We start from the raw sequence: 23,206 nt of genomic DNA, 5'->3' as shown, positions 1-23,206 counted from the left end.
GACACGGAAAGGGGAGGGCGCCGGAACGGCGCCGGCATCGACCAGTCAAGCCGCCGCCGCCGCGGACCTGAAGGATCGATCCGGTCCGCATTGATACCCTGGTGATATGAATGACCTGGAGTCGCGGCAGCTCAGGTACTTCGTGGCCGTCGCCGAGGAGCTGAGCTTCAGGCGGGGCGCCGAGCGGCTGGGCATGGCGCAGCCGCCGCTGTCCCGCGCGATCCGCGAGCTGGAACGCGGCCTCGGCGTCCGGCTGTTCGAGCGCAGCACCCGCCAGGTCAGGCTCACCCCCGCCGGGGAGGTCCTGCTCCGCGACGCCCGGACCGCGCTGGAGGCGCTCACCGCCGCCGCCCGGCGGACCCGCAACGCCGGACGGCCCGCGCCCGAACTCCGGCTCGCGTTGAAGGCCGACTTCGACGCCGGGCTGCTGCCCCAGTTCCTCGCCGCGTACCGGCGCGAGGCGGAGGCGATCCCGGTGGAGTTGGTGCTCGGCGGCCGGGGCGACCAGGAGGCCGCGCTGCGCGACGGCCGCGCGGACGTCGCGGTCGTCCCCGAGCTGACCGACGGCCGCGGGCTGGACGTGGAACCGCTGCTGACCGAGCCCCGGCTGGTCGCGCTGGCCGCGTCCGACCCGCTCGCCGCCCGCCCCTCGCTGTCGCTCGCCGACCTCGCCGGCCGGATGCTGCCCGACGGCAAGCCCGCCGAGCTGGGCGGCCTGCCGCCCGGCCCGGACGGCGGCGACGGACCCGGCCGGCCCGCCGCGCGCGGGTCGTTCGCCGAGAGCCGCCGGCCCGTCCGGGACCTGACGGAGCTGTTCAGCCTGGTGGAGGTGGGCGGCGTCATCTGGTTCGTGCCGGTGTCGATCGCGCGGCGGCACGCCCGTCCCGGCATCGCCTACCGTGCGGTGCGCGACCTTCCCCCGGCGGAGTTCTCCATCGCCTGGCCGCAGGACTGCCGCTCACCGGCCGTCGCCGCGTTCGTCCGGGCGGCCACCGCCGTCGCGGCCGCCGCGCAGCCCGTGCTCACCGCGCAGCCGCTGGACGTCGCGCGGCCCGCCGACCCGGCGGTGCCGGTGGAGGCCGGGGCGCCGGCGGGCGCGGCTCAGCGGGCGGACGGCGCCGGGGAGGCGCCCTCGCCCGGGCTGGGCAGGAGCACGATGAAGCCGGTGACGGTGCGCAGGTAGCGCCGGAGGTCCTCCGGGTCGTCGGCGTCGACGCCGGCGCTGTTCACGAAGACCAGCGACAGCACGATCCGGGTCAGCACGTCGATGAGCACCGGCACGTCGACCGGCGGGAACTCGCCCCGGTCGATCTTCTCCTGCACGACCGGGGCCGCGAGGGCCGTGACGCGGGCGACCGTGAGGTCCGCGCGGATCGTGAACCACGGCAGCACCATGTCGGGGACGTCCCGGACGGCGGCGGACAGCAGCGGGTGCCGGCGGGCCCGGCCGACGAGGAAGGCCAGCAGGTCCGACACGTAGTCGGCGTCCCAGCGGGCGGCGTCGATGATCGGCGCGGCCTCGGCGAGGTAGGCGGTGAGCTCGCGCTCGATCAGCGCGTCCTTGATCTCGTCGAGGCTGCCGCCGTACTTGTACAGGGTCGGGCGCGACAGCCCGGCCCGGCGCGCGATCGCCGACAGCAGCCGGTTCGAGGTGAACCCGCCCTCCGTCAGGCACGCGGCGGCGGCGTCGAGGATGCGGGCGTGGATGTCCCCGTCCTGCCTCGGCATGCGCCCGATTCTATGGCCGGGCCCACAGTCCCCGCCCATTGACCCGGTAAGCGACCACTGTTTACAGTTCCCATAGGAAGTGTAAACGATCTAGGAGGTCCCCGATGGCGCAGGTGACCGAGTACCGCGAGTTCCTGCGGACCCTCTCCAACGGATCGGTCCACCGCCGGTTCGACCCGTACCTGGACATCGACTGGGACTCCCCGGACTTCGCCGTCGACCCCGCCGACCCGCGGTGGATCCTGCCCGACTGCGACCCGCTCGGCGCGCACCCCTGGTACAAGGCGCAGCCCGAGGAGAAGAAGATCGCGATCGGGCTGTGGCGGACCGCGAACATGCAGAAGGTCGGCCTCGTCTTCGAGAGCGTGCTCATCCGCGGGATGATGCAGTACGCGATGAGGCTGCCGAACGGCTCCCCGGAGTTCCGGTACTGCCTCCACGAGATGTCGGAGGAGTGCAACCACATCCAGATGTTCCAGGAGCTGGTCGACCGCACCGGCGTGGACGTGCCCGGCATGAAGGCGCCCTACCGGGCGACCTCGCCGTTCTGGCACCTGGCCGCCTACGCGCCGGTCATCTTCTTCATCGGCATCCTCGCGGGCGAGGAGCCCATCGACCACTTCCAGAAGGACGTCATCCGGGACGGCGCCGCCCGCCCGCCCGCGCTGCTGCGCACCATGGAGATCCACATCGCCGAGGAGGCGCGGCACATCTCGTTCGCGCACCGCTTCCTCAACGAGCACGTGGCCCGGCAGACCAAGGCGGGCAAGGGCGTCACCTCCATCGCCTACCCGCTGGTCATGCGCTGGCTGGCCGGCGCGATCATGGCGCCGCCGCGGCGCTTCGCCAAGGAGTTCGGCATCCCCCGCAAGGTGATGCGCGAGGCGTTCTGGCGGCGCGAGGAGTCGAAGGCGATCCTGCGCGGCTACTTCGGCGACGTGCGGATGCTCGCCGAGGAGCTCGGGCTGATGAACGCCGCCGCCCGGAAGGTGTGGAGGGCCTGCGGCATCGACGGCAGGCCGTCCCGGTACCGCGGCGAGCCGCACCGCCAGGCCCACGCCGCCTGACCCGTTAGGAAGCGCCCCCAGCCATGCCCCACGTGGTCACGCAGTCCTGCTGCGGCGACGCGTCCTGCGTGTACGCCTGCCCGGTGAACTGCATCCATCCCACTCCGGACGAGCCGGACTTCCTCACGTCCGACATGCTCTACATCGACCCGGTCGCCTGCGTCGACTGCGGCGCCTGCGTGACCGCGTGCCCGGTCGACGCGATCGTCCCGCACGACCGGCTGCCGGAGTCGCAGGAGCCGTTCGTGCAGATCAACGAGGCGTTCTACCGGGACGGCCGGGTGCGGCCGCTGCTGGCGCCGCACGTCCCCCCGCTGAGGGTGCCCGAGGGTCGGGAGCCGCTCGACGTGGCGATCGTGGGGACGGGCCCGGCGGCGATGTACGCCGCGGACGAGCTGCTGACCGTCCCCGGCGCGCGGGTCACGATGTACGAGCGGCTGCCCGCCCCGTACGGGCTGGCGCGCACCGGCGTCGCCCCCGACCACTTGAAGACCCGCCAGGTCAGCGACCTGTTCGACCGGATCGCGGCGCAGGACGGGATACGGATCGTCTACGGCACGAAGGTCGGCCGCGACGTGACGCACCAGGACCTCCTCGACCGGCACCACGCGGTGGTCTACGCCGTCGGCGCGTCCGCGGACCGGCGCCTGGACGTCCCGGGCCGCGACCTGCCCGGCACCGCGACGGCCACCGAGTTCGTCGCCTGGTACAACGGCCATCCCGACCACGCCGACCGCCGGTTCGACCTGTCGCACGAGCGGGCCGTCATCGTCGGCAACGGCAACGTCGCGCTCGACGTCGCCCGCATCCTGACCGCCGATCCCGAGCGCCTGGCCGGCACGAGCATCGCGCCCCGGGCCCTGGAGGCGCTGCGGGACGGCCGCGTGCGGGAGGTCGTCATCGTCGCCCGGCGGGGCGTCGCGCACTCGGCCTTCACGCTCCCGGAACTGGTCGGGCTCATGCAGGTGCCGGGCATCGACCTGGTGCTCGACTCCGCCGACCTCGACCTCGACCTCGACGCCGGCACGGGCGCCCTCGGCCACGCCGCCGCGCAGAAGCTCCGGCTCCTCCGCGAGCTGGCGGAACGGCCCGCGACGGGGAACGGGAAGCGGATCGTCCTGCGGTACCTGGCGTCGCCGCTCGCCATCGTCGGCGACGACCGCGTCCGGGGCGTCGAGCTGGGCCGCAACGCCTACGTCCCCGGCTCCGGCGACCGGGTCGAGCCCACCGGCGAGCGCGAGACGCTCGACGCCGGCCTGGTGCTCGGCTCGATCGGCTACCGCGGGACCGCCGTTCCCGGCGTCCCGTTCGACGAGGCCCGCGCGGTCATCCCGAACGCCGGCGGCCGCGTCCTCGCCGAGCCGGGCGGCGCCGTCCTGCCCGGCGTCTACGCCACCGGCTGGATCAAGCGCGGCCCGACCGGCTTCATCGGGACCAACAAGCAGGACGCCATGGAGACCGTCCGCCACCTCGTGGAGGACTACGCCGAGGGCCGCCTGCGCGCGCCTCGCGCGAGCCTCGTCTGAACCTCAGCTCACCCGGTGCCGCACGCGCCAGAGCCCGAACGCGGTAAGGAGTCCGGCGAGCAGGAGATAGGCGGCGGTCTCCAGCCCCTGGAACGCCCAGTAGCGGCTTCTCGGCTGGTAGGCGACGTCGACGTGGAGATGGAGCCGGCCGAGGCAGACGGCGGTGTCGCCGAACCTCCCGCCGGCGCCGGTCCGCGGCGGGCTGTTCAGGCACGCGTTGAACCTCGCCCCGCTGAGCGTCCGGCCGTCCGCCGTGCGGAACGGGCTGGTGCCGCTCACCCAGGCGCCGGGGGAGCCGGGGACGGCGAGGCCGTGGACGACGGCGCCGCCGGTGACGCTGCCCATGTTCTGCGCCCCGTTGATGGCCTGGGCGGTCATCGGCAGGGTCGCCCTCTCGGGCGGGAGGAGGTGGGGCCGCACCGTGTTCGGGAAGACGAACTGGAGCACGATGAACGCGACGCCGGTGACGGCCATCGCGGGCAGCGTCCGGCGCACGAGGAGCCCGACGACCGTGCCGAGCGTGAACGCCAGGACGGCGTAGCCGACCGGCGCGATGTCGCGGGCGCCGAACACGATGGTGGAGAAGCGGTCGTCGGTCGCCTCGTCGAACGGGCGCGCCGCCCAGGTGAGCAGCGCGGAGGCGGCGCCGGTGAGCGCGGCTCCGGCCAGCGCGACGAACGCGAGCTTGACGGCGAGCCAGCGGCGCCGGGTCACGCTCTGGTTCCACACGAGCCGGTGCGTGCCCGTCTCCAGTTCCCGCGCGATGAGCGGCGCGCCCCAGAACGTCCCGATGACGACGGGGATCAGCTGGAGCCCGGCGGCGAGGAACAGCAGCGTGCTCTCGTAGTCGCCGCGGAACTGCGCGAGGGCGGGCGGGCAGTCGGCGGGCCTGCCGGCGCAGCGGGCCCGGTAGGCGTCGTGGGCGTCCCGGATGTCGGTGCCGAGGTACACCAGGTAAGCGGCGATCAGCACCAGCGCGACGGCGGCGACGAGCGCCTGGACGCGGAACTGGCGCCAGGTCAACCAGATCATCGCGGGCCCTCCCCGGTGGTGCCGGACGCCCTGGTCATGTACGCGAGCACGATGTCCTCCAGCGAGACGGGCTCGACCCGGTACGGCTCCGGCGGGACGGCGTCGCCGCGCACCACCGCGGTGTCGTGCTCGCCCGCGCTCTCGGCCTGGACGATCTCGACCCCGGCGGGCGGCCGGACGAGCCCGCCGCGCGGCGCGATCAGGCGGCGGTGCGCGGCCAGCACGTCCCGGACGTCCCCGGCGACCTGCACGCGGGAGGCGCACAGCACGACCAGGTGGTCGCAGACGCGCTCGATGTCGCCGAGCAGGTGCGACGACAGCACCGCGGCGGCGCCGAGTTCGGCGGCGGACTCCAGCAGGTTCCGCAGGAACCCGGCGCGCGCCAGCGGGTCCAGCGCGGCGGCCGGCTCGTCGAAGATCAGCAGGTCGGGCCGCTTGGCGGCGGCGATCGTCAGGGCGAGCTGCGCGCGCTGCCCGCCGGACAGCCCGCCGGCCCTCTGGGCCGGGTTCAGCCCGGCCTGCGCGACGCGCCGCTCGGCGAGGGCGCGGTCCCACCCCGGGTTCAGCTTCGCGCCCATCCGCAGGTGGTCGGCGACGGTGAACGACCCGTACACGGGGGTGTCCTGCGCGACGAACCCGACCCGCGCCAGGTGCGACGGTCCCGCCGCCGGGGCGGATCCGAGCACGCGCAGCGACCCCGAGGTGGGCTCGATCAGGCCGCAGGCGAGGTGCAGCAGCGTGGACTTCCCGGCCCCGTTCGGGCCGACCAGGCCGATGACGCGCCCGGCCGGGACGGTCAGGTCGACCTCGCTGAGCGCCGTGCGGCGGCCGTACTTCTTCGTCAGGCCCTCGGCGCGGAGCACCGGGGGCGGTTCCTTGTGAGGCATGCCGCTCATCCTCGGAGGAGGGCACCCGCCCGCCCATCGGCCCGCAGCACGGTTCGCCCGGCGGGCGACCGTACTTTCGGCCGGTCGGCCGCCGCCCGCCGCCGGCCGGTGCCGCCGGTCAGCCGCCCTCGACGATGCGGTTCTCCCACGCCCACGCGGCGATCTCGATCCGGTTGCGGAACCCCAGCCTGCCCTGGATGCCGGCGATGTGGCCCTTCACCGTGCTGAGGGAGATGAACAGCTCGGCGGCGATCTCCTGGTTGGTGCGCCCGCGCGCGACGGCCCGCACGACCTCCAGCTGCCGCTCGGACAGCGGGACGTCCGCGGTGCGCGCGCCCGGCGCGCCGCCCGCCGTCAGGTGCCGCAGCAGCCGCAGCGTGACCGACGGCGACACGAGCGCCTCGCCGTTGGCGGCCGCGCGGACGGCCTCGACGAGCAGCGCGGGACCGGCGTCCTTCAGCACGAAACCGGCCGCCCCGCCGCGCAGCGCCCCGTACACGTACTCGTCCAGGTCGAACGTGGTGACCACGACGACCCGCAGCGGATCGCGCACGCCGGGACCGGCCAGCGCGCGGGTGACCTCGATGCCGTCGAGGCGGGGCATCCGGATGTCGACCAGGCACACGTCCGGGCGCAGCCGCCGCGCCGCCTCCACCGCCTCGGCCCCGTCCGCGGCCTCGCCGACCACCCGGATGTCGGGCTGGTCCTCCAGGATGAGCCGCAGCCCGCCGCGGATCATGGTCTGGTCGTCGGCGAGCAGCACGGTGATGGTCATCGGGACTCCCGGAGGGGCAGGACCGCGCGCACGGACCAGCCGCCGCCGGGCCGGGGGCCGGCGGCCAGCGTGCCGCCGAGCGTCTCGACGCGCTCGCGCATGCCGACGAGGCCGTACCCGGCGCGGTGGTGCGGCCGGGCGGGGCCCGGCGGGGCATCGTCGTCGACCCGCACGGTGACGCCCTCCGGCTCCTCCGCGACGGTGACGGCGACCGAGCCGGCCTGGGGCGCATGCCGCCGGACGTTCGTCAGCGCCTCCCGGACGACGCGGTACACCGTGCTGGTCACCTCCGGCGGCCACTCCGCGCCGCCGCAGGACCGGAGCGTCGCCCGCGGCCCGCCCGCGCTGAACCGCTCGACCAGCTCGTCGAGCCGCTCCGGCCCGGGGGAGGCGGGCGCGGCGTCGGCGGTGTCGCGCAGCAGGCCGACGACGCGGCGCATGGCGGCGAGGGCCTCGGTGCCGGCGGTCTCGATTCCGGCGAGCGGCTCCGCCGCGTTCGCCGGGTCCCTGCGGGCGACGATCTGGGCGGCCTGGGCCTGGATCACCATCCCCGTGATGTGGTGGGCGACGATGTCGTGCAGCTCGCGGGCGAGTTCGAGGCGTTCCTCGCGCCGCACCCGCTCGGCGGTCGCCGAGGCGTGGCCGTCGAGCATCCGCAGCCACCGGCCCACCGACACCGCCGCCAGCCACGCCCCGGCGTACAGCACGGCCACCGATGACGCGCCGCTCGCGCTGACCGGAGGGTCGGCCGCCAGGCGGACGACGGCCAGGGCCAGACCGGCGGCGGCGACCGCGCCCGCCCGGGCGGCGGGCAGGACCCGGACCGCCGTGCCGGTCAGCACCGTCAGCCCGAGCACCATGGCCGGGCCGGGCTCGGCGGGCAGGCCCGCCGCGCGCGCCGCGACGGTCGCGGCCGCCGCGACGGCGAGGCCGCCCGCGGCAGTCGACGCCGGACCCCGGCGGCGCAGCAGCGCGAGCGCGCAGACGACCACCGCGGCGGGGCCGCCGAGCCGCCAGCTCGCGATGCCCCAGCTGTCGGCGAGGGCGGCCGCCTGGCAGGCGATGGCCGCGGTGAACAGGGCGGCGAGCCCGGCGTTGGACGCGGCCCCCGCCCATCGGCGGGAGCCGATCAACGCGGCCGCGCCGCGCCACCGCCGCCGGACCGCGCCGTTCGCCATCGCTTCGCTCTCCCCTTCACGCCCGTCACGGGTACGGCCGCCGCGCGGCCGTGGCCTGATGCTTCCGGTCCGGTCGCGTCTTGTCGAACACGCGCAGGCCCGAGCCCGTGACCAGGGCGCCGATCATGATCAGGGCGGCCAGGCCGGTGACGGCGCCGTGCTCGGCGACGCGGGCCGACACGATCACCGCGATCCCGCCCGCACCGACGGCGGCCGCCGCCGGCCCGGGCAGCCTGCGGAGCGCGGAGCCCACGAGCACCGCCAGGCCGAGCGCGGTGACGGGTCCCGGCTCCCTCGGCAGGCCGGCCGCCACGGACACGGCGATCGCGACGGCCGAGGCGATCAGCGCCGCGACCGCCGCCGCCAGGGGCCACCGCCCGCGCAGCAGCGCGAGCGCGCACACCGTGACGGCGATGACGAGGTCGAGGACCCAGGACGTCCCGCCCCAGCTGTCCGTGAGCATGTAGGTGGTGAAGGCGATGCCCAGGGCGAACACGACGCCCAGCCCGATGTCGGTCAGGACGGCCCCGGTCGGCCGCGGTCGATCCGCTGCGTTCATGCGCACGACGCTAGGGAGGCGCGCCGCCCGCCGAACCGGCCGAAAGTACGGAAAGGGCGCCTGCGGGTCGTCCTCCGGGCCGGTTCGTCCGGCGGCGGCCGGTGGTCGCGGACGTCCGCACCTACGGATCGTCGGCGTCCGGCCACTCGCCCGCGAGACGTCACCGAGCCGGTACGCCGCCGACTCCTCCTCGCCGTACAGGCGGACCGTTTCGCCGTCCACGGGCCCGTCCTCAGACTTCGTGGACCCGGTCGAGCGACGTCTCGCCGTCCCACACCGCGTTCTGCAGGGGCTCCTCCCATCGGTCGTCCAGCGGGACCCGCAGGTCCGCACCAGCCGCCGATCGGCCGGGTCCGCCGGCGCGGAACGGCGCGCGGCGCCTCGTCGAGCATGGCGGGCGGTGGCGGCCGGCGTCCCCGAGGCGTCGATGCGGATCGACGTGCTCATGGTGAAGGTGCCTGACGGCCGCCGCGCCGAACGCGGTCAGCCCCGGGCCGGCAGGACGGCGCGGGCGACGGCGTCGCGTTCGGCCGCCTCGCGTTCGGCGGCCTCCTGCTCGGCGGCCGCACGCCGGTCGTACGCGGTGCGCGCCGCCGCGATGGCGTTCTGGTGCTCCTCCGTCCAGACGACCAGGGCGCGGATGGTGCTGTGCAGGGTCGCGCCCATCGGCGTCAGCGCGTAGTCCACCCGCGGCGGGACGGTCGGGTGCACCTTCCGGCTCACCAGCCCGTCGCGCTCCAGATGCCGCAGCGTGCGGGTCAGCATCCGCTGGCTGACCCCGTCGATCGCGCGCCGCAGTTCGGTGAAGCGCAGGCTCCGCTTGTCCAGCAGCGCGATCACCTGGAGCGACCACTTGTCGGCGATGCGGTCGAGGATCTGCCGCACCTCGCAGTCCGCGCGCTGGTCCCACTGGAGGACGTCGTCGTCAACGCCGGTATCCCCGCAGTAACCGAGGGACTCGAAAGTGCCGTCTTCCATGGTCACCGATGGTGCCCGACGATTCTGCCGGTAACAAGAGGGAACCGGCGGGCACTCGGGGAACCGCCCCGGGGCACGGTTCCCCGCGAGAGGGAGTCGAGCACCGATGTCCAATTCCGTCACCGGATCCGGCGGGCGCCCGCCGGGCCGCTCATGGGGCGTGCTCCTGGTGCTGTGCGGCGCGATCTTCCTGGAGGGGATCGACGTGGCGATGCTGAACGTGGCGCTCCCGTCGATCCGGGCCGACCTGGGCCTGTCCACCGGGATGCTCAGCGGCGTCGTCAGCGCCTACGTGCTCGGCTACGGCGGGTTCATGCTGCTGGGCGGCCGGGCCGCCGACCTGCTGGGCCACCGCCGGATGTTCGTGCTGTGGCTGGCGGTCTTCCTGGTCTTCTCCGGCCTCGGCGGGCTCGCCGCCGAGGGCTGGACGCTGCTGGTCGCCCGGTTCGTCACGGGCGTCGCCGCCGCCTTCATGGCGCCCGCCGGGCTGGCGCTGGTCACGTCCGCCTTCCCGGAGGGGCCGGCGCGCACCCGGGCGCTCGGCGTGTACGCGGGGACGGCGGCGGGCGGCTTCTCGCTCGGCGTCGTCGCGGGCGGCGCGCTCGCCTCGATCGGCTGGCGCTGGGTGTTCTTCGCCCCGGTCGTCCTGTCCGCGCTGATCCTGGCGGCGGCGCTGGTCCTCGTCCGCGACGCCGGCGCCGGACGCTCCTCGGACGGTTTCGACCTGGCGGGGGCGTTCACCCTGACGGGGGCGATGCTACTGCTGGTGTACGGGGTCGTCCGGCTGGAGCGCGCCGGCGACGGCCCCTTCCTGACCGCCGGCGTGTTCGCCGCCGCGCTGGTGCTCCTGCAGCTGTTCGCCGGCGTCGAGCGCCGCTCCCCGTCGCCGCTGGTGCGCCCGGGCGTCCTGCGGACGGCCCCGCTCGTCCGGGTGAACGCGGCCGCGCTGCTCTTCCTGGCCGCGTTCGCGGGTTTCCAGTTCCTGGCCACCCTGTACTTCCAGGAACTCCGCGGCTGGAGCACCATGCAGACCGGCCTGGCCATGCTGGTGATCGGGATGGACACCGTCCTCGCTCCCGTCCTGACGCCGCGCCTGGTGAACCGGTTCGGCAACGCCCGCGTGCTGCTCGCCGGCATCGTGCTCGCGGCGGTCGCCTACGCGCTGTTCCTGCCCGTCGGGATGGACTGGACCTACGTCGCCATGCTCCCATCTCTGTGCCTGCTCGGGCTGTCGTTCTCCCTGGCGTACGGGCCGCTGACCATGGCCGCCACCGACGGCGTCGCCGAGGACGAGCACGGCCTGGCGGGCGGCCTGCTCTACACCGCGATGCAGTTCGGCGCGGCGCTCGGGCTGTCGGCCGTCACCGCCGTCGACGTCGCCGCGGGCGGGGGGCTGGGCGGCCTGCGCGTCGCGCTCATCGTCCCCGTCGCGGCGGCGACGCTCGGCGCGGCCGTCATCGCGTCGGGCCTCCGCACGCGCGCCGGGCGGGACGGCGCACCGCCGGACGCGACGACCCCGGCCGGGTCCGCGGCGACCGGGTCCGCGCGGGCCGCCACCTGAGCCGGGGGAATGAAGCGGGAGGAACGGGGCATCTGTTGTCGCGGGACAACGGTCCGGCACCCGAGCCGGGCCGGTGGCGATGAGGAGTGACGGACATGAGCCTCTTCCAGCGGTTCTCACGGGCCCGGGCGGGACGCCGGACCAGGGCCGCCGAGCGGCGCCGCACCCCGAGCTTCCGCGAGATGCGCGCGCAGATGCGCACCGCGAAGGCCGAGGCCGACCTCCTCGCGACCGAGGAGCGCATCCACATGGAGGCCGCCCGCATCCGCCGGGGGCGCTGAGCGGTACCGCATCGTCCGAGTCGCGGACGAGGCGACCGCGCGGCCGGGAGCACGGGAAGCCCTCCCGGCCGCGCGGCGGCTCCGCCGCCCCGCCCGCGTCCGGCCGGCGGCGGCGTGCCCCGTGGTCAGGGGTGTCGGTCGGCGATCGCCATCGTCCACCCGTAGAACGCCGCCCGGTCGCCGAGTCCGGCTTGGAGAGCGGGGTCGATGACGGGGGCGTTGGCGGCGGTGAGGAGGTCGAAGAGGCCGAGATGGACCCATTCCCAGACCATGGCGCCGAAGTTGTAGGCGAGCATGAGCGGGGCCAGCCGCCTCCGGATGGCGGTGATCTCGGTCGGAGCGAATCCGGCGCGGTTCAGCCGGCCGATCGTGGCGCGTTCCTGCTCGGCGTCGATCCGGGTGTCGAGGAACGGTTCGAGGAGATCGGCCCACGTGTCGGAACGGGACGCCCCGGCGATCCGGTGGCGGCGGCAGAACGCTTCGAGATCGGCCTTCCGTTCCCGGGGGACGAACAGCGTCTCGCCGAGCGCGGTCCGGATCTCGGGCCTGATGGCGTTCCAGTCGGCGTCGCGGATCCGGGCGGGCGTGACCGTTCCCGTGGGGTGCACCGACGCGCCGCGAAAGCCGTAGCTCAGGAAATGTACGTGGTCCTCGCCGAAGCGCACCTCCATTCGCACAGAATGGTCTTCCGCCGGAGCGCCCGGTAGGCGGCCGGGCTGTGAGGTTCGCCGCTCTCCGGCGCCCGGAGGGCAGGTAGGGTGCCGTGGAACGGCACGCGGGAGGTCCGGCGAATGGACGAGGCGCAGGCGATTTCCCTGGTGGTGAAGTGGATCCGCGCCCACGGCCTGGACTACCCCACCGAGGGATTGGAGGCGGACCGCTTCGACGCCGGGTGGAGCGTGTACGCCCCGGTCGAGATCGACGAGACCGACCCCATGGCGTTCCTGGAGATGCCGGTGGGCAGATCGGTGTTCCTGGTGGGCGACTCCGGCCGCGTCGAGGAGGTGTCGTCCTCCGTTCCTCCGCCGCAGGCCATCGACCGGTTCGTCGCGCAGGAACGCGCCGGCTCCGCCGGACGAGGGACGGGCTCCGACGAGTACATGGCCGATTTCGTGCGGTGGCTCGAAGAGGACGGACCGGAGGAGGAGCAGGACGCCGACGGGATCAGGATCGTCGGCCCGCTGCCCCACGACCCTCTGGCCGGCGACGACATCGACGTGACCGCCGCCGAGGCCTCGATGCTGATCGAACCGATCGTGCAGGAACTCGCCCTTCTCGGACCGCCCGGATGGGAGTGGCTGTGGGCGGAGTTCGCCTTCACCGTCTCCGCCGAGATCGCTTATCTGCGGTTCTCGTCGTACCACCGGACGGTCGTCGTTCCCGTGCCGGAGTCGGTCTCCGCGCTCGTCCGCGAGCAGCGGAACGCGGTGGCGCTGACGCCCTCCGGGCCGTGGTGGCGGCTGCTCCTCACCGTCACGAACCGCGGTGAGACGACCGTGAACTACGACCACGGCCACGGTCCCTTTCCGCACGACCAGCTCCTGGCGCCCGAGCATTACCAGAACGACCTCGAGGCGTATCCCCGTCCGCGTGTACCCGCGTGGCTCGCCCGATACATCGAGGGGCCGGGGGAGCGGCGCACGTCCTAGCCGCGCCGGGGCCGTCCGAGCCGGGGCGCCGTAGGATCTGGATCATGAACGCACGCGGGCGGGCCGTCACGATCGTGAACGCGTGCCGGCGGGACGCCGGCGGAGGCAGCCCGACCGCCGTCCTGGACGACCGGCCGATGACCGACGCCGAACGCCGCGCCGTTCCCGTCCGGATGGGAACCTCGCACGCGGTGTTCCTTTCACCCGGCGGCGATGAGCGTTCCGAGGCGGCCGTGTCGGTGCGCTTCTTCACCGCCGAGGGCGAGCTTCCCGCGTGCGGACACGGGACGGTGGCCGCCCTGGCCGTCCTGGCCGAACGCGCTGGAAGCGACGATTTCCGAGTCCTCCTCCGCACCTCGAAGCGCGTTTTCACCGGCATTTCCCTCCGCGACGGAGACCGGTTCAAGAGCACGTTCGATCCCGGGCCGGTGGAATTGCGGGATGCGACGGCGGAGGAATGCGAACTGATGCTCCCCGCGCTGGGCGCCGCCCGGCCGGCGCCCGAGGACGGGCCCCGGGTGGCGTCGGTCGGACGGCCCCGGCTGCTGGTCCCCGTCGCCGACCGGGCCGCGCTGGCGGCGCTGACGCCCGACCTCGACCGGCTGCGGGCCGCGTGCGACGCGCTCGGGCTGCTCGGCGCCTACGTCCACGCCATGGACGGCGGACGCGGCGCCGCCCGCATGTTCGCGCCGTCCATCGGCGTCCCCGAGGACATCGCGAACGCCAACAGCACCGCCTGCCTCGCCGCCCACCTGGCCGGACGCGGCGACATCGAGATCAGTGTGGACATGGGCGACGCGCTCGGCGCGCCGTCCGCCATCACCGCCGCCGCGCGTCAGGGCCCGGCGGGGCCGTCCGTGCGCGTCGGCGGCATCGCCACGATCGAGCGCACCACCGTCCTGCCGCGGCTGTGAGAGGTCCGCGCGTGAGGGCTAGCATCGGGCGGCCATGAGCCGAATGTCGAATTCGCGGAGACGGCTTCCGGGCGGCGCGGGCTTCGCGGCGGCGGGCCTTGCGGCGGGTGCGCTGGTGGCGCTCGGGTGGGCGCGCACCCGCCTGGTGGTCGTCACCGTCGACGGCGCGAGCATGCTGCCCACGCTGCGCGACGGCGACCGCGTGCTGGCGCGGCGCCGGCCCCTGCACCGGGTGCGGCGCGGCGACGTCGTGGTGCTGGAGCCGCCCCCGGACGGCCCGTACCTGCCGGGTCCCGCGGGCCCGGACGGACGGACCTGGAACGTCAAGCGCGTGGCGGCCGTCCCCGGGGACCCCGTCCCGCCGGGGATCGCCGGGGAGGGCGGCACGGTGCCGGATGGTGCCCTCGCGGTGCTCGGCGACAACCCCGACAGCGTCGACTCGCGGCAGCGGGGCCTGTACCCGGGGGACCGGTTGCTCGGCGTGGTGGTGCGGCGTCTGAACATCGCGCCTGCGCCGCGTCAAGAGCGGGCGGCATGGCAGAAAGCACCAACGCCCGGCGGACCTTGATCGCAGAGTGCACAAGGCGGGGACGCGCGGCGGCCGGCCCCTTGCCGGTGAAGATCGCCGGGGTTAGCTTCTGGGCCAGCGAGCGCTGATCATCTCGGCAGCGTGCGCCGGTCGGAATCCCGCAGCCGGCTGGGCCGGCTCGACGTGAGGAGATCCCCCATGATCCGTGCAGTCAACCGCATCGGCGACCGCCTCCTCGGCAGGATGCTGCCGAAGACCACCGCCCGCGCCGAGGCCTGCTGGTGGACCTCCACTGGCATCCACTGCTGCATCTACGCCGGCAAGACGTACTGCCGCTGAACTGGCGCGGCCCCCGGCCGGCGCCGTGCCCCGGCGATCGGACGCACGGCGCCGGCCGGTCCCGCGCCCGCCGGCCGGTCCCGCGCCCGCCGGCCGGTCCCGCGCCCGCCGGCCGGTCCCGCAGCGACAGGTTCCGCGCCGGCCGGCCCGCCCCTGACGATCCGCCGTTCGTGCCGGTCGCGGCGCACGCTCCGTGCCGGCGCGGCCGGCCAGCCCCCGAGGGACCAGCGTTGGCCTATCTCGTCCCGAGCGTCGCCTTCGTCGGCGTCCTCTGCGCGCTCGACCTGCCGATGACGGCGGGCACGTGAACCGGGCGGACCGCGCGGAAGGGACGCCGCGGCGGACCGCGGCCGTCGCCGCGCTGGCGTGGCGGGCGCACCCCGGCGCGACCGCCGGGGCGGTCCTGCTCGCCGTTCTCACCGGCCTCGCGCCGGTCGTGACGGCGTGGCTGACGAAGGGCGTCCTGGACGCGCTCACCGCCCACCGCGACCACGACGCGCTCCCGGCCCTCGCGGTGGGGCTCGCCGTCTGCGGGCTGTGCGTCGTCGTCCTGCCGCACGCCTCCACCTACGCGCAGGCCCAGTTGCGCCGGGCGGTGCGGGCTCTCGTCGCCGCCCGGCTGTTCGGGGCGGTCAACGCGCACGGCGGGCTGCGCCGCCTCGAGGATCCGGAGTTCCAGGACACGCTCCGGCTGGCGCACGAGTCGAGCCAGAACGCGCCGGACCGGCTCATCGCCGGGGCCCTGACCATCGCGCAGGCGGCCATCACCATGGCCGGGTTCGTCGGGACGCTGCTGGTGATCAACCCGCTGCTGGTCGCGGTGATCTTCCTGGCGGCGCTGCCGTCGGTCCGCGTCCAGCTCGCGCTGAGCCGGGAGCGGGCCCGCACGATGTGGCGGATCAGCCCCGGGATGCGGCGGGAGATCTTCTACGGAGAGCTGCTGACCAGGCCCGAGGCGGCCAAGGAGGTGCGGCTGTTCGGCCTCGGCGACTTCTTCCGCGCCCGGATGCTCGACGAGGTCCGCGCCACCAACGCCGCCGAGCGGCGGGTCGACCTGAAGACCCTGCGCGGCCAGGGGCTGCTCGCCCTGGTCGGCGGGCTCGTCGCGGGCGGCGGCCTCGTGTGGGCCGTGCTCGCGGCCGCGTCGGGCGGCATCACCGCCGGTGACGTGACGATGTTCGTCGCGGCCGTCGCGGGGGTGCAGGCGGCGCTGACGTCGATCGTGGACCGGTGGGCGGACGCGCACAACGCCCTGCTGCTGTTCGGCCACTACACGGCGATCGTGGAGGCCGAGCCCGACATGCCGGCCCGGCCGGGAGGCCGGCCGGTCCCCGCGCTGCGGCAGGGCATCGAGCTCCGCGACGTGTGGTTCCGCTACAGCGAGGACCACCCCTGGATCCTGCGCGGGGTCGACCTGCACATACCGTGCGGCCGCAGCGTGGCCCTCGTCGGGGTGAACGGGGCCGGCAAGAGCACGCTCGTGAAGCTGCTGTGCCGGCTGTACGACCCGGACAAGGGCTCCGTCCGGTGGGACGGCGTGGACCTGCGCGACCTGGACCCGGCGGAGCTCCGCGAGCGGATCGGCGCCGTCTTCCAGGACTTCATGGAGTACGACCTCACCGCCGCCGAGAACATCATGCTCGGCGACCTGGCCTCCGGCGGCGATCCGGACCGCATCCGGGAGGCCGCCGCCCGCGCCGGGGTCCACGACGCCTTGGAGGCGCTGCCGCGCGGCTACGACACGATGCTGAGCAGGATCTTCGCCGACCGCGACGAGGGCTCCGGCGTCGCCCTGTCGGGCGGGCAGTGGCAGCGCCTCGCGCTCGCCCGCGCGTTCCTGCGCCAGAGCCGCGACCTGCTCCTGCTGGACGAGCCGAGCTCGGGCCTGGACGCGGACGCCGAGCACGCCGTCCACGCGTCCCTGCGCCGCCACCGCCGGGGCCGGACCAGCGTCCTCATCTCGCACCGTCTCGGCGCGGTCCGCGACGCGGACGTCATCGTCGTCCTGAGCGAGGGCAGGATCACCGAGCGCGGGTCCCACGACGAGCTGATGGCGCTGCAGGGGGAGTACGCCCGCCTTTTCTCGCTCCAGGCCGACGGCTACGCCCCGAAATTGACGAACCGCCCCGGATAAGCGGCGGCCGGGCAGCGCGACGATATCCGGTGATGCGCAACGGTGAAATGGCCGACCATGGCGAATGATAATCGCATTCCGGGTTATTTGGACGTTGCGGTGGTTTCGGCTACAGTGTGCCGGTGACGAACCTACGGAAGCGGATAATCGACGAGCTCGGTGTCAAGGCGTCCATTGTTCCGGCGGACGAGATCCGGGAGCGGGTCTTCTTCCTCAAGGAGTACCTGCGGTCGACCCCGGCCAAGGGCTTCGTGCTCGGGATCAGCGGCGGGCAGGACAGCACCCTGGCCGGGCGGCTGTGCCAGCTCGCCGCCGAGGAACTGCGGGCCGAAGGGCACGAGGCCACGTTCGTCGCGGCGCGGCTGCCGTACGGGGTGCAGGCCGACGAGCACGACGCGCAGGCCGCGCTGGAGTTCATCCGGCCCGACCGGTCGATCGCGGTGAACGTCAGGCCGAGCGCGGACGCCGTCGCCGGCGAGGCGGCGGAGGGCCTGCGCGAGCTGCTGGACGGAGAGCCGGTGCTGCGGGACTTCGTGCGCGGCAACATCAAGGCCCGCGAGCGCATGGTGATCCAGTACGCGATCGCCGGGCAGCTCGGGCTGCTCGTGGTCGGCACCGACCACGCCGCCGAGGCGGTCACCGGGTTCTTCACCAAGCACGGAGACGGGGGCGTCGACGTCATCCCGCTGACCGGCCTGACGAAGCGGCAGGGCGCGGCGCTGCTGCGGGAGCTGGGCGCGCCGCCCAGCACCTGGGAGAAGGTGCCGACCGCCGACCTGGAGGACGGCCGGCCCGCGCTGCCCGACGAGGAGGCGCTCGGCCTGAAGTACGACCAGATCGACGCCTACCTGGAGGGCGCCGACGTCCCCCCGGAGGTGGCGGAGAAGGTGGAGTCGGTCTACCTCGCGACCCGGCACAAGCGGACCGTCCCCGTCTCGCCGCTCGACGACTGGTGGCGCTGAACCCTCCTCAGCGGGTCGGCGCGGTGATGAGGAACGACACCGCGCCCTTGTCGTCGAGGCGGACGTCGAGGACCTTGTCGTGCAGGTACGCCGCCGCCGCGCAGTCCAGGAACACGCGGGCGCCCTCCGCCTCGACGACCTCGTCGGTGGACGCGGGGCGCTCCGCCGGCGTCACGGCGAGGAGGGAGGCGTCGTCGTCGAGCGGCGCGATCCGCATGCCCGCGCCGCCCGGCAGGCCCGGCCCGCCCGACAGATTGCGGATGGCGCTGGCGGCCGTTCCCGTGACGATGAGCACAACGAACTCCTGAGCCTCGCTTGAAGCAACCGGTGGCCATGACTGCCGCATTTTGTCTACCCCGGGGTCTCCGCACCGAATCCGTGACGCGCGCCACGGGTAAGGGAAGGTCCTGACCAGCGATATTCGGGGGAGACGATGAGCGAGCCGACGGCCGGCGGCGGTACCGGGGACGAGGAGCCGGAGAGCTCCCGGGCGGAGGGCGAGGAGGGCGCGTCCCGGCGCCGGAAGCGCCCGGACGAGGAGGAGGGCTTCTCGCCGACGTCCCCCGAGGGGCGCGGCGGCGCGCTCGAGGATCTGAGCCCCGACGACTTCGAATAACGCCGGCGGGCACTGCCGCGCGTCGGCGCCTCCGGTGATTCCGGCCATTTCGCCGACGCTCCATGAATTCAACGCGAAAGGGAGCGGACGGGTGTCCTACGACTACGCGCGCGCCGTTCAGGACGTCATCGAGGAATCCGTCGGCCCGCGGGCCGCCGAGGTCGACCGCGGCGGGGCCTTCCCCCGCGCGAACGTCGGCGCGCTGGCGGACGCCGGCCTGCTCGGCCTCGTCAGCGCCGAGTCGGCGGGCGGGCGCGGCGAGGGGCTCGGCGCCGCCGCGCACGTCGTCGAGCGGCTCGCCGGCGCCTGCGGGTCCACGGCGATGGTCCTGCTGATGCACTACGCCGCCACGGCGCTGATCGAGGCGCACGGGCCGAAGGACGTCCGGGAGGCGATCGCCGGGGACGCGCACCTCAGCACGCTCGCGTTCTCCGAGGCGGGATCGCGCAGCCACTTCTGGGCGCCGCTCGGCACGGCCGCCGCGGCCGGCGAAAGCGGGCGCGTGCGGCTCGACGCCGACAAGAGCTGGGTCACCTCGGCGGGCGAGGCGGACAGCTACGTCTGGTCGAGCCGCCCGCTCGCCGCGGACGGGCCGATGACGCTGTGGCTGGTGCCGCGGGACCGGGAAGGGCTGAGCGTCCTCGGTACCTTCGACGGCCTGGGGCTGCGCGGCAACGCGTCCAGCCCGGTGAGGGCCGACGGCGTCCTCGTCGACCGGGAGGACATGCTCGGGCCGGACGGCGAGGGCCTGGACATCGCCCTCGCGACGGCGCTGCCCCACTTCCTGGTCCTGAGCGCGGCGTTCTCGCTCGGGCTGATGGAGGCGCTCACCGCCGAGGCCGCCGCGCACCTGACCCGGACGAGGCTGGAGCACCTCGGGCGGACGCTGGCGGACCAGCCGGCGCAGCGCGCGCGGTTCGCGGAGCTGCGGATCCGCACCGACCAGGTCCGCGCGTTCCTGCGCGACGCGCTCGCGGCGCTCGCCGGAGGGCGCGAGGACGCGACGCTGCGCGTCCTGGAGGTCAAGGCCGTCGCCGCCGAGGCCGCGTCCGAGGTCGCGGACGCGACGATGCGGCTCTGCGGCGGCGCGGCGTTCCGCAAGGAGTCCGGCGTCGAGCGCCTCTTCCGCGACTCGCTCGCGGCCCGGGTCATGGCGCCCACCACGCAGGCCCTGCACGACTTCGTCGGCCGGGCGAGCCTCGGCATGCCGCTCTTCCCGGGGGCCTCCGGATGACGCTGGTGATGGGCGCCGTCGCCTACGACCCCAAGGTCGTCACGATCTGGGCGGGGTTCCGGGCCTGGTTCGCCCGGCGGGGCCTCGACGTCGACTTCGTCCTCTACTCCCACTACGAGCGGCAGGTGGACGACCTGGTCGCCGGCCGCGTCGACGCCGCGTGGAACTCGCCGCTGGCGTGGATCCGCGCCCGGCGCCTGGCCGGCGGGCGGCTCGAACCGCTCGTCATGCGGGACACCGACCAGGACCTGACCTCGGTGGTCGTCGTCCGGGAGGACTCCCCGTTCAAGGACGTCGCCGACCTCAAGGGCGAGACGGTCGGGACCGGAGCGATCGACTCGCCGCAGGCCACGCTGCTCCCCTTCGCGCTGCTGCGCGAGCACGGGCTCCGGCCGGGGGAGGAGGTCGCGGTACGGCGGTTCGACGTCGGCGTCGGGCTGCACGGCGACCACGTCGGCGGCGAGCGCGACGCGGCCCGCGCGCTGATGTCCGGCGGCGTCGCGGCGGCGTGCATGGTCGACTCCAACCACCTGCTGTTCGTGCGGGAGGGCACGCTGCCTCCGGACGGCACCCGGGTGGTCGGCCGGACGCGTCCCTACGACCACTGCACCATGACCGCCGCCCGCGCCACGCCCGAGACGGACCGGTTCCGGGACCTGCTGCTGTCGATGGACGCGTCCGATCCCGGCGTCCGGACGCTGTTCGACCTCGAAGGGCTCACCGCCTGGCGGCCCGCGCGGACGAGCGGCTACGCGCTCCTCGAACGGGCCGTGGACGACGAGGGGTTCTACGATCCGGCCGGCGCGATCACCGCGCCGGGCTACCGGCCTTGACCGACCCCGTCCTCGACCTGGAGGACCTGGGCTTCGAGAGCGGCGCGCACCTGCTCGTGCAGCGGGCCCTCGGCGACCTGACGCCGGGCGCCCGGCTCGGCGTCCGGGGCCGCGATCCGCTGCTCGACGCGCACCTGCGCGCGTGGTGCCGCCCGCGCGGCCATACCGTCGCGGCGGGCGAGGATCCCGTGCTCGCCTGGATCGTCCCGGGAGGCGCCGACCGCTGGGCGCGCGCGGAACGGGCGGGCGGCGCGGCGGGACCGGACGGCGTCGTCGCGGAGGCGCCCGCGCACTGGGGCCTCGCCGCCCGGGGGTCGCTCGTCGAGCCCGGCGGCCCGGCGCCGGCGTTCGACCTCGCCGAGCGGGACGTGGTCTGGGCCGAGATCGCCCCCGCGCTCTACGCGCACGCCGCGTCCGCGCAGTGGGACCCGGCGACCGCCGTCCCGTGGGACGCCGAATTCGCCCTGCCGACCGACATCGAGCGGGCCGTCGTCCAGGTGATGACGTACCTCGTGGAGAACGAGCAGGCCGCGCTGGTCGTCCCGGCCCGGCTGCTCGCCCGCGTCCACCCGCACTTCCGCGAGGTCGTGCAGCTCCTGGCGGTCCAGGCGGCCGACGAGGCCCGGCACGTCGAGGTGTTCGCGCGGCGCGCGGCGCTCAGCGGCGGGCCGCTCGGCACGTCCGCCGCCGGCGGCCGCGCGTCCCTCGCCACGCTGCTCACCGAGCCCGACTTCTCGCTGGCGTCCTTCCTGCTGTCGGTGCTGGGGGAGGGCACCTTCCTCGCCCTGCTCGCCTTCCTCGACCGGCACGCCCCCGACCCGGTGACCCGGCAGGCGGTCCGCCTCGCCCGGCAGGACGAGGCCCGGCACGTCGCGTTCGGCGTCGCGCACCTCCGGCACCGGACCGAGGCCGATCCGCGCTTCCGGTCCCGGCTCCGGGCGGCGGTGGAGCGCCGCCACGACGCCCTCGCCGCGTCCACCGGGCTCAACCAGGACGTCTTCGACGCGCTGGTCCTCCTCGCCGCCGGCGAGTGGTCGCCCGGGGCCGTGCGGCGCGGGCACGCGGCGGTGCTGGACCTGCAGAGGGAGATGGACGAGGGGCGCCGGCGCCGCCTGGCCCACCTCGGTTTCCCCGACGGCGAGGCCGCCGAGCTGTCCGCCCTGCACACCCGCAACTTCATGTAGCCGGCCGGCGCCGGCTCCGGCCGTCAGCCGCCGGCGACGCCGACCAGCACGAGCAGGACGAGCAGCAGGACCGGGACGAGGGCGCCGATGATGGCGATCGGGCGGGACATCAGCGGGGGGCCGGGGTCGGCGGGGTGGCGGTGCGGACCGCCGTCGGGCGGCGGCATCGGCGGCGCCAGGGACGCGACCTTGCCGTGCCGGGTGAGGTTGATCAGCACGGTGATCGGCGTCGCGATGAAGGAGATGTAGCCCCACCAGCCGCCGATCAGGGTCTTCGCCGTCATGTCCCGGAACACCGCCAGGCCGCAGTCCCGGCAGAACGGGCCCTTGGTGTGCAGGAACGACATGATCAGGATCATGCCGCGGTGGCCGCGGAAGGTGGTGTCGACCGCCGGGACGCAGCCGCAGAAGCGGCATTGGGTCCCGTAGTGCGCGGCCTGCTGCGCACCGTGGGGCATGGGCTGGGCGGGTGGTGCGCCGTACGGGGCCTGCTGCGGAGGCGGCGCGTACGGGGCCTGCTGCTGACCGGCGTAGGGCTGACCCGCGTACGGCTGACCGGCATACGGCTGGCCTGGATGGGGCTGACCGGCGTAAGGCGTCTGCTGGGGAGCGCCGTAGGGGGATCCGCCGTTTCCGTATGGCGTTTGGTCCGATGGTGGCTGCACAGCCGCCGCCTCCGCTCTTGAAAGGGGGTCGGCTGATCTTGCCACGGGAACGCCGCCCGGGGCGGCGATTCGGGTGCGGCGGCCGGCCCCGCGTCAGGAGAGCGCGCGCCAGGTGTCGGTGAGGGTGGTGCGGAACTGGCCGACCCGGCGGGACGGCAGGTCGCGGATCATTCGCTCCTCCAGCTCGCCGACGGGGCCGGCGAGGTCGTCCAGCAGGGCGCGCCCGGCGCCGGTGAGCAGGATGAGCAGCTCGCGCCGGTTCGCGGGGTTGCGCTCGCGGCGGACGAGGCCGCGGGTCTCCAGGGCGCGGACCATGTCGGCCATGGACTGCGCGGTGACGAACGAGTCGCGGGCGAGCTGGGCGGCCGACAGGCCGTCGTGCCGCTCCAGGACGGTGAGCGCCGTGTACTGCAGCGCGGTGATGCCGGCGGGCCTGACCAGCTCCTCCAGCCGCGACCGGACGAGCAGCTCCAGCCGCTTGACCAGGTACAGCAGCGACGGCGGCGCCTTGCCGGCGGTCGGCGGCGGGCTGTCGGTCATCGGCTCTCCCTGGTCGCGGTGCACGCGTCCAGGGT

General features: G+C 74.8%; 26 protein-coding genes. 15 read left to right on the top strand and 11 right to left on the bottom strand.

Annotated elements, in window-relative coordinates; all coding sequences use genetic code 11:
* Nucleotides 1-106: 106 nt before the first annotated feature.
* A complete protein-coding gene (locus J4557_RS08320) occupies nucleotides 107-1,183 on the top strand; it encodes a LysR family transcriptional regulator (protein WP_208265860.1) in 1,077 nt (358 codons plus the stop codon).
* Here J4557_RS08320 and J4557_RS08315 read toward each other — a convergent pair.
* Nucleotides 1,102-1,728 (bottom strand): TetR/AcrR family transcriptional regulator, encoded by a 627-nt coding sequence (locus J4557_RS08315; protein ID WP_243775478.1) that lies wholly within the window; start codon nucleotides 1,726-1,728, stop codon nucleotides 1,102-1,104. The two genes, J4557_RS08320 and J4557_RS08315, sit on opposite strands and share 82 nt — an antisense overlap.
* A 104-nt stretch (nucleotides 1,729-1,832) precedes the next feature.
* Between J4557_RS08315 and J4557_RS08310 the strand changes: the two genes are divergently transcribed.
* Both J4557_RS08310 and J4557_RS08305 read left to right on the top strand, forming a co-directional pair.
* A complete protein-coding gene (locus tag J4557_RS08310; protein ID WP_208265858.1) occupies nucleotides 1,833-2,795 on the top strand; it encodes an AurF N-oxygenase family protein in 963 nt (320 codons plus the stop codon).
* A 23-nt stretch (nucleotides 2,796-2,818) separates the two neighbouring features.
* The gene (locus J4557_RS08305; protein ID WP_208265857.1) at nucleotides 2,819-4,321 is read left to right on the top strand and encodes an FAD-dependent oxidoreductase; all 1,503 of its coding nucleotides are present in this window, start codon (nucleotides 2,819-2,821) and stop codon (nucleotides 4,319-4,321) included.
* Nucleotides 4,322-4,324: 3 nt separating this feature from the next.
* Here the strand turns inward: J4557_RS08305 and J4557_RS08300 are convergent, their stop codons facing one another.
* From J4557_RS08300 to J4557_RS08275, 6 genes are all read right to left on the bottom strand, one after another.
* Complete coding sequence (locus tag J4557_RS08300; RefSeq protein ID WP_208265856.1) at nucleotides 4,325-5,353, bottom strand: ABC-2 membrane transporter-related protein; 1,029 nt, start codon at nucleotides 5,351-5,353, stop codon at nucleotides 4,325-4,327.
* Nucleotides 5,350-6,240, bottom strand: coding sequence for an ABC transporter ATP-binding protein (locus J4557_RS08295; RefSeq protein ID WP_208265855.1), 891 nt, complete (start codon nucleotides 6,238-6,240; stop codon nucleotides 5,350-5,352). The genes J4557_RS08300 and J4557_RS08295 overlap by 4 nt, the downstream gene beginning before the upstream one ends.
* Nucleotides 6,241-6,358: 118 nt before the next feature.
* Nucleotides 6,359-7,015, bottom strand: a complete 657-nt coding sequence (locus J4557_RS08290) for a response regulator (protein ID WP_208265854.1) — start codon at nucleotides 7,013-7,015, stop codon at nucleotides 6,359-6,361.
* The gene (locus J4557_RS08285) at nucleotides 7,012-8,193 is read right to left on the bottom strand and encodes a sensor histidine kinase (RefSeq protein WP_208265853.1); all 1,182 of its coding nucleotides are present in this window, start codon (nucleotides 8,191-8,193) and stop codon (nucleotides 7,012-7,014) included. Before J4557_RS08285 ends, J4557_RS08290 begins: the two co-directional genes overlap by 4 nt.
* 25 nt (nucleotides 8,194-8,218) lie before the next feature.
* Nucleotides 8,219-8,752 carry a hypothetical protein gene (locus J4557_RS08280; protein WP_208265852.1) on the bottom strand — a complete coding sequence of 178 codons (534 nt, stop codon included), beginning with the start codon at nucleotides 8,750-8,752 and terminating at the stop codon, nucleotides 8,219-8,221.
* 483 nt (nucleotides 8,753-9,235) lie between these two features.
* A complete protein-coding gene (locus tag J4557_RS08275) occupies nucleotides 9,236-9,730 on the bottom strand; it encodes a winged helix-turn-helix transcriptional regulator (RefSeq protein ID WP_208265851.1) in 495 nt (164 codons plus the stop codon).
* A 106-nt stretch (nucleotides 9,731-9,836) separates the two neighbouring features.
* Between J4557_RS08275 and J4557_RS08270 the strand changes: the two genes are divergently transcribed.
* Entirely contained in the window at nucleotides 9,837-11,291 is a 1,455-nt protein-coding gene (locus J4557_RS08270; protein WP_208265850.1) for an MFS transporter, read from the top strand.
* A 95-nt stretch (nucleotides 11,292-11,386) separates the two neighbouring features.
* Nucleotides 11,387-11,572, top strand: coding sequence for a hypothetical protein (locus tag J4557_RS08265; RefSeq protein WP_208265849.1), 186 nt, complete (start codon nucleotides 11,387-11,389; stop codon nucleotides 11,570-11,572).
* A 125-nt stretch (nucleotides 11,573-11,697) separates the two neighbouring features.
* Here J4557_RS08265 and J4557_RS08260 read toward each other — a convergent pair whose 3' ends face one another.
* The gene (locus tag J4557_RS08260; RefSeq protein WP_208265848.1) at nucleotides 11,698-12,243 is read right to left on the bottom strand and encodes a hypothetical protein; all 546 of its coding nucleotides are present in this window, start codon (nucleotides 12,241-12,243) and stop codon (nucleotides 11,698-11,700) included.
* Nucleotides 12,244-12,363: 120 nt separating this feature from the next.
* Between J4557_RS08260 and J4557_RS08255 the strand changes: the two genes are divergently transcribed.
* The 6 genes from J4557_RS08255 to nadE all read left to right on the top strand — a co-directional run bounded on the left by J4557_RS08255 (nucleotide 12,364) and on the right by nadE (nucleotide 18,099).
* Complete coding sequence (locus J4557_RS08255) at nucleotides 12,364-13,221, top strand: hypothetical protein (protein WP_208265847.1); 858 nt, start codon at nucleotides 12,364-12,366, stop codon at nucleotides 13,219-13,221.
* Nucleotides 13,222-13,265: 44 nt separating this feature from the next.
* Nucleotides 13,266-14,135: a PhzF family phenazine biosynthesis protein gene (locus J4557_RS08250; RefSeq protein ID WP_208265846.1), complete on the top strand. Its 870-nt coding sequence runs from the start codon at nucleotides 13,266-13,268 to the stop codon at nucleotides 14,133-14,135.
* Nucleotides 14,136-14,169: 34 nt separating this feature from the next.
* A complete protein-coding gene (locus tag J4557_RS08245; protein ID WP_208265845.1) occupies nucleotides 14,170-14,703 on the top strand; it encodes a S26 family signal peptidase in 534 nt (177 codons plus the stop codon).
* A gap of 159 nt (nucleotides 14,704-14,862) precedes the next feature.
* Nucleotides 14,863-15,003: a hypothetical protein gene (locus tag J4557_RS08240; RefSeq protein WP_208265844.1), complete on the top strand. Its 141-nt coding sequence runs from the start codon at nucleotides 14,863-14,865 to the stop codon at nucleotides 15,001-15,003.
* A 304-nt stretch (nucleotides 15,004-15,307) separates the two neighbouring features.
* Complete coding sequence (locus J4557_RS08235; protein WP_208265843.1) at nucleotides 15,308-17,137, top strand: ABC transporter ATP-binding protein; 1,830 nt, start codon at nucleotides 15,308-15,310, stop codon at nucleotides 17,135-17,137.
* A gap of 122 nt (nucleotides 17,138-17,259) precedes the next feature.
* A complete protein-coding gene (gene nadE / locus J4557_RS08230; protein WP_208265842.1) occupies nucleotides 17,260-18,099 on the top strand; it encodes an NAD(+) synthase in 840 nt (279 codons plus the stop codon).
* Nucleotides 18,100-18,106: 7 nt separating this feature from the next.
* Here nadE and J4557_RS08225 read toward each other — a convergent pair whose 3' ends face one another.
* Nucleotides 18,107-18,394, bottom strand: a complete 288-nt coding sequence (locus J4557_RS08225) for a Fe-S cluster assembly protein HesB (RefSeq protein ID WP_208265841.1) — start codon at nucleotides 18,392-18,394, stop codon at nucleotides 18,107-18,109.
* A gap of 138 nt (nucleotides 18,395-18,532) precedes the next feature.
* Between J4557_RS08225 and J4557_RS08220 the strand changes: the two genes are divergently transcribed.
* From J4557_RS08220 to J4557_RS08205, 4 genes are all read left to right on the top strand, one after another.
* Nucleotides 18,533-18,715 carry a hypothetical protein gene (locus J4557_RS08220; RefSeq protein ID WP_208265840.1) on the top strand — a complete coding sequence of 61 codons (183 nt, stop codon included), beginning with the start codon at nucleotides 18,533-18,535 and terminating at the stop codon, nucleotides 18,713-18,715.
* Nucleotides 18,716-18,806: 91 nt separating this feature from the next.
* Nucleotides 18,807-19,949, top strand: coding sequence for an acyl-CoA dehydrogenase family protein (locus tag J4557_RS51580; RefSeq protein ID WP_208265839.1), 1,143 nt, complete (start codon nucleotides 18,807-18,809; stop codon nucleotides 19,947-19,949).
* Nucleotides 19,946-20,782 (top strand): phosphate/phosphite/phosphonate ABC transporter substrate-binding protein, encoded by an 837-nt coding sequence (locus J4557_RS08210; protein ID WP_208265838.1) that lies wholly within the window; start codon nucleotides 19,946-19,948, stop codon nucleotides 20,780-20,782. The genes J4557_RS51580 and J4557_RS08210 overlap by 4 nt, the downstream gene beginning before the upstream one ends.
* Nucleotides 20,779-21,966, top strand: a complete 1,188-nt coding sequence (locus tag J4557_RS08205; protein WP_208265837.1) for a ferritin-like domain-containing protein — start codon at nucleotides 20,779-20,781, stop codon at nucleotides 21,964-21,966. The genes J4557_RS08210 and J4557_RS08205 overlap by 4 nt, the downstream gene beginning before the upstream one ends.
* Nucleotides 21,967-21,989: 23 nt before the next feature.
* On the opposite strand, the gene J4557_RS08200 is transcribed toward J4557_RS08205, so the two are convergent.
* Together J4557_RS08200 and J4557_RS08195 are read right to left on the bottom strand one after the other, a co-directional pair.
* Nucleotides 21,990-22,424, bottom strand: coding sequence for a hypothetical protein (locus tag J4557_RS08200; RefSeq protein WP_208265836.1), 435 nt, complete (start codon nucleotides 22,422-22,424; stop codon nucleotides 21,990-21,992).
* A 300-nt stretch (nucleotides 22,425-22,724) separates the two neighbouring features.
* Nucleotides 22,725-23,171, bottom strand: coding sequence for a MarR family winged helix-turn-helix transcriptional regulator (locus J4557_RS08195; protein ID WP_208265835.1), 447 nt, complete (start codon nucleotides 23,169-23,171; stop codon nucleotides 22,725-22,727).
* Nucleotides 23,172-23,206 lie beyond the last annotated feature (35 nt).

It is taken from the genome of Actinomadura nitritigenes (assembly GCF_017573545.1).
GTDB lineage: Bacteria > Actinomycetota > Actinomycetes > Streptosporangiales > Streptosporangiaceae > Spirillospora > Spirillospora nitritigenes.
The sequence above is the reverse complement of the archived record's forward strand: the minus strand, read 5'-3'. Positions and strand labels throughout refer to the sequence as shown.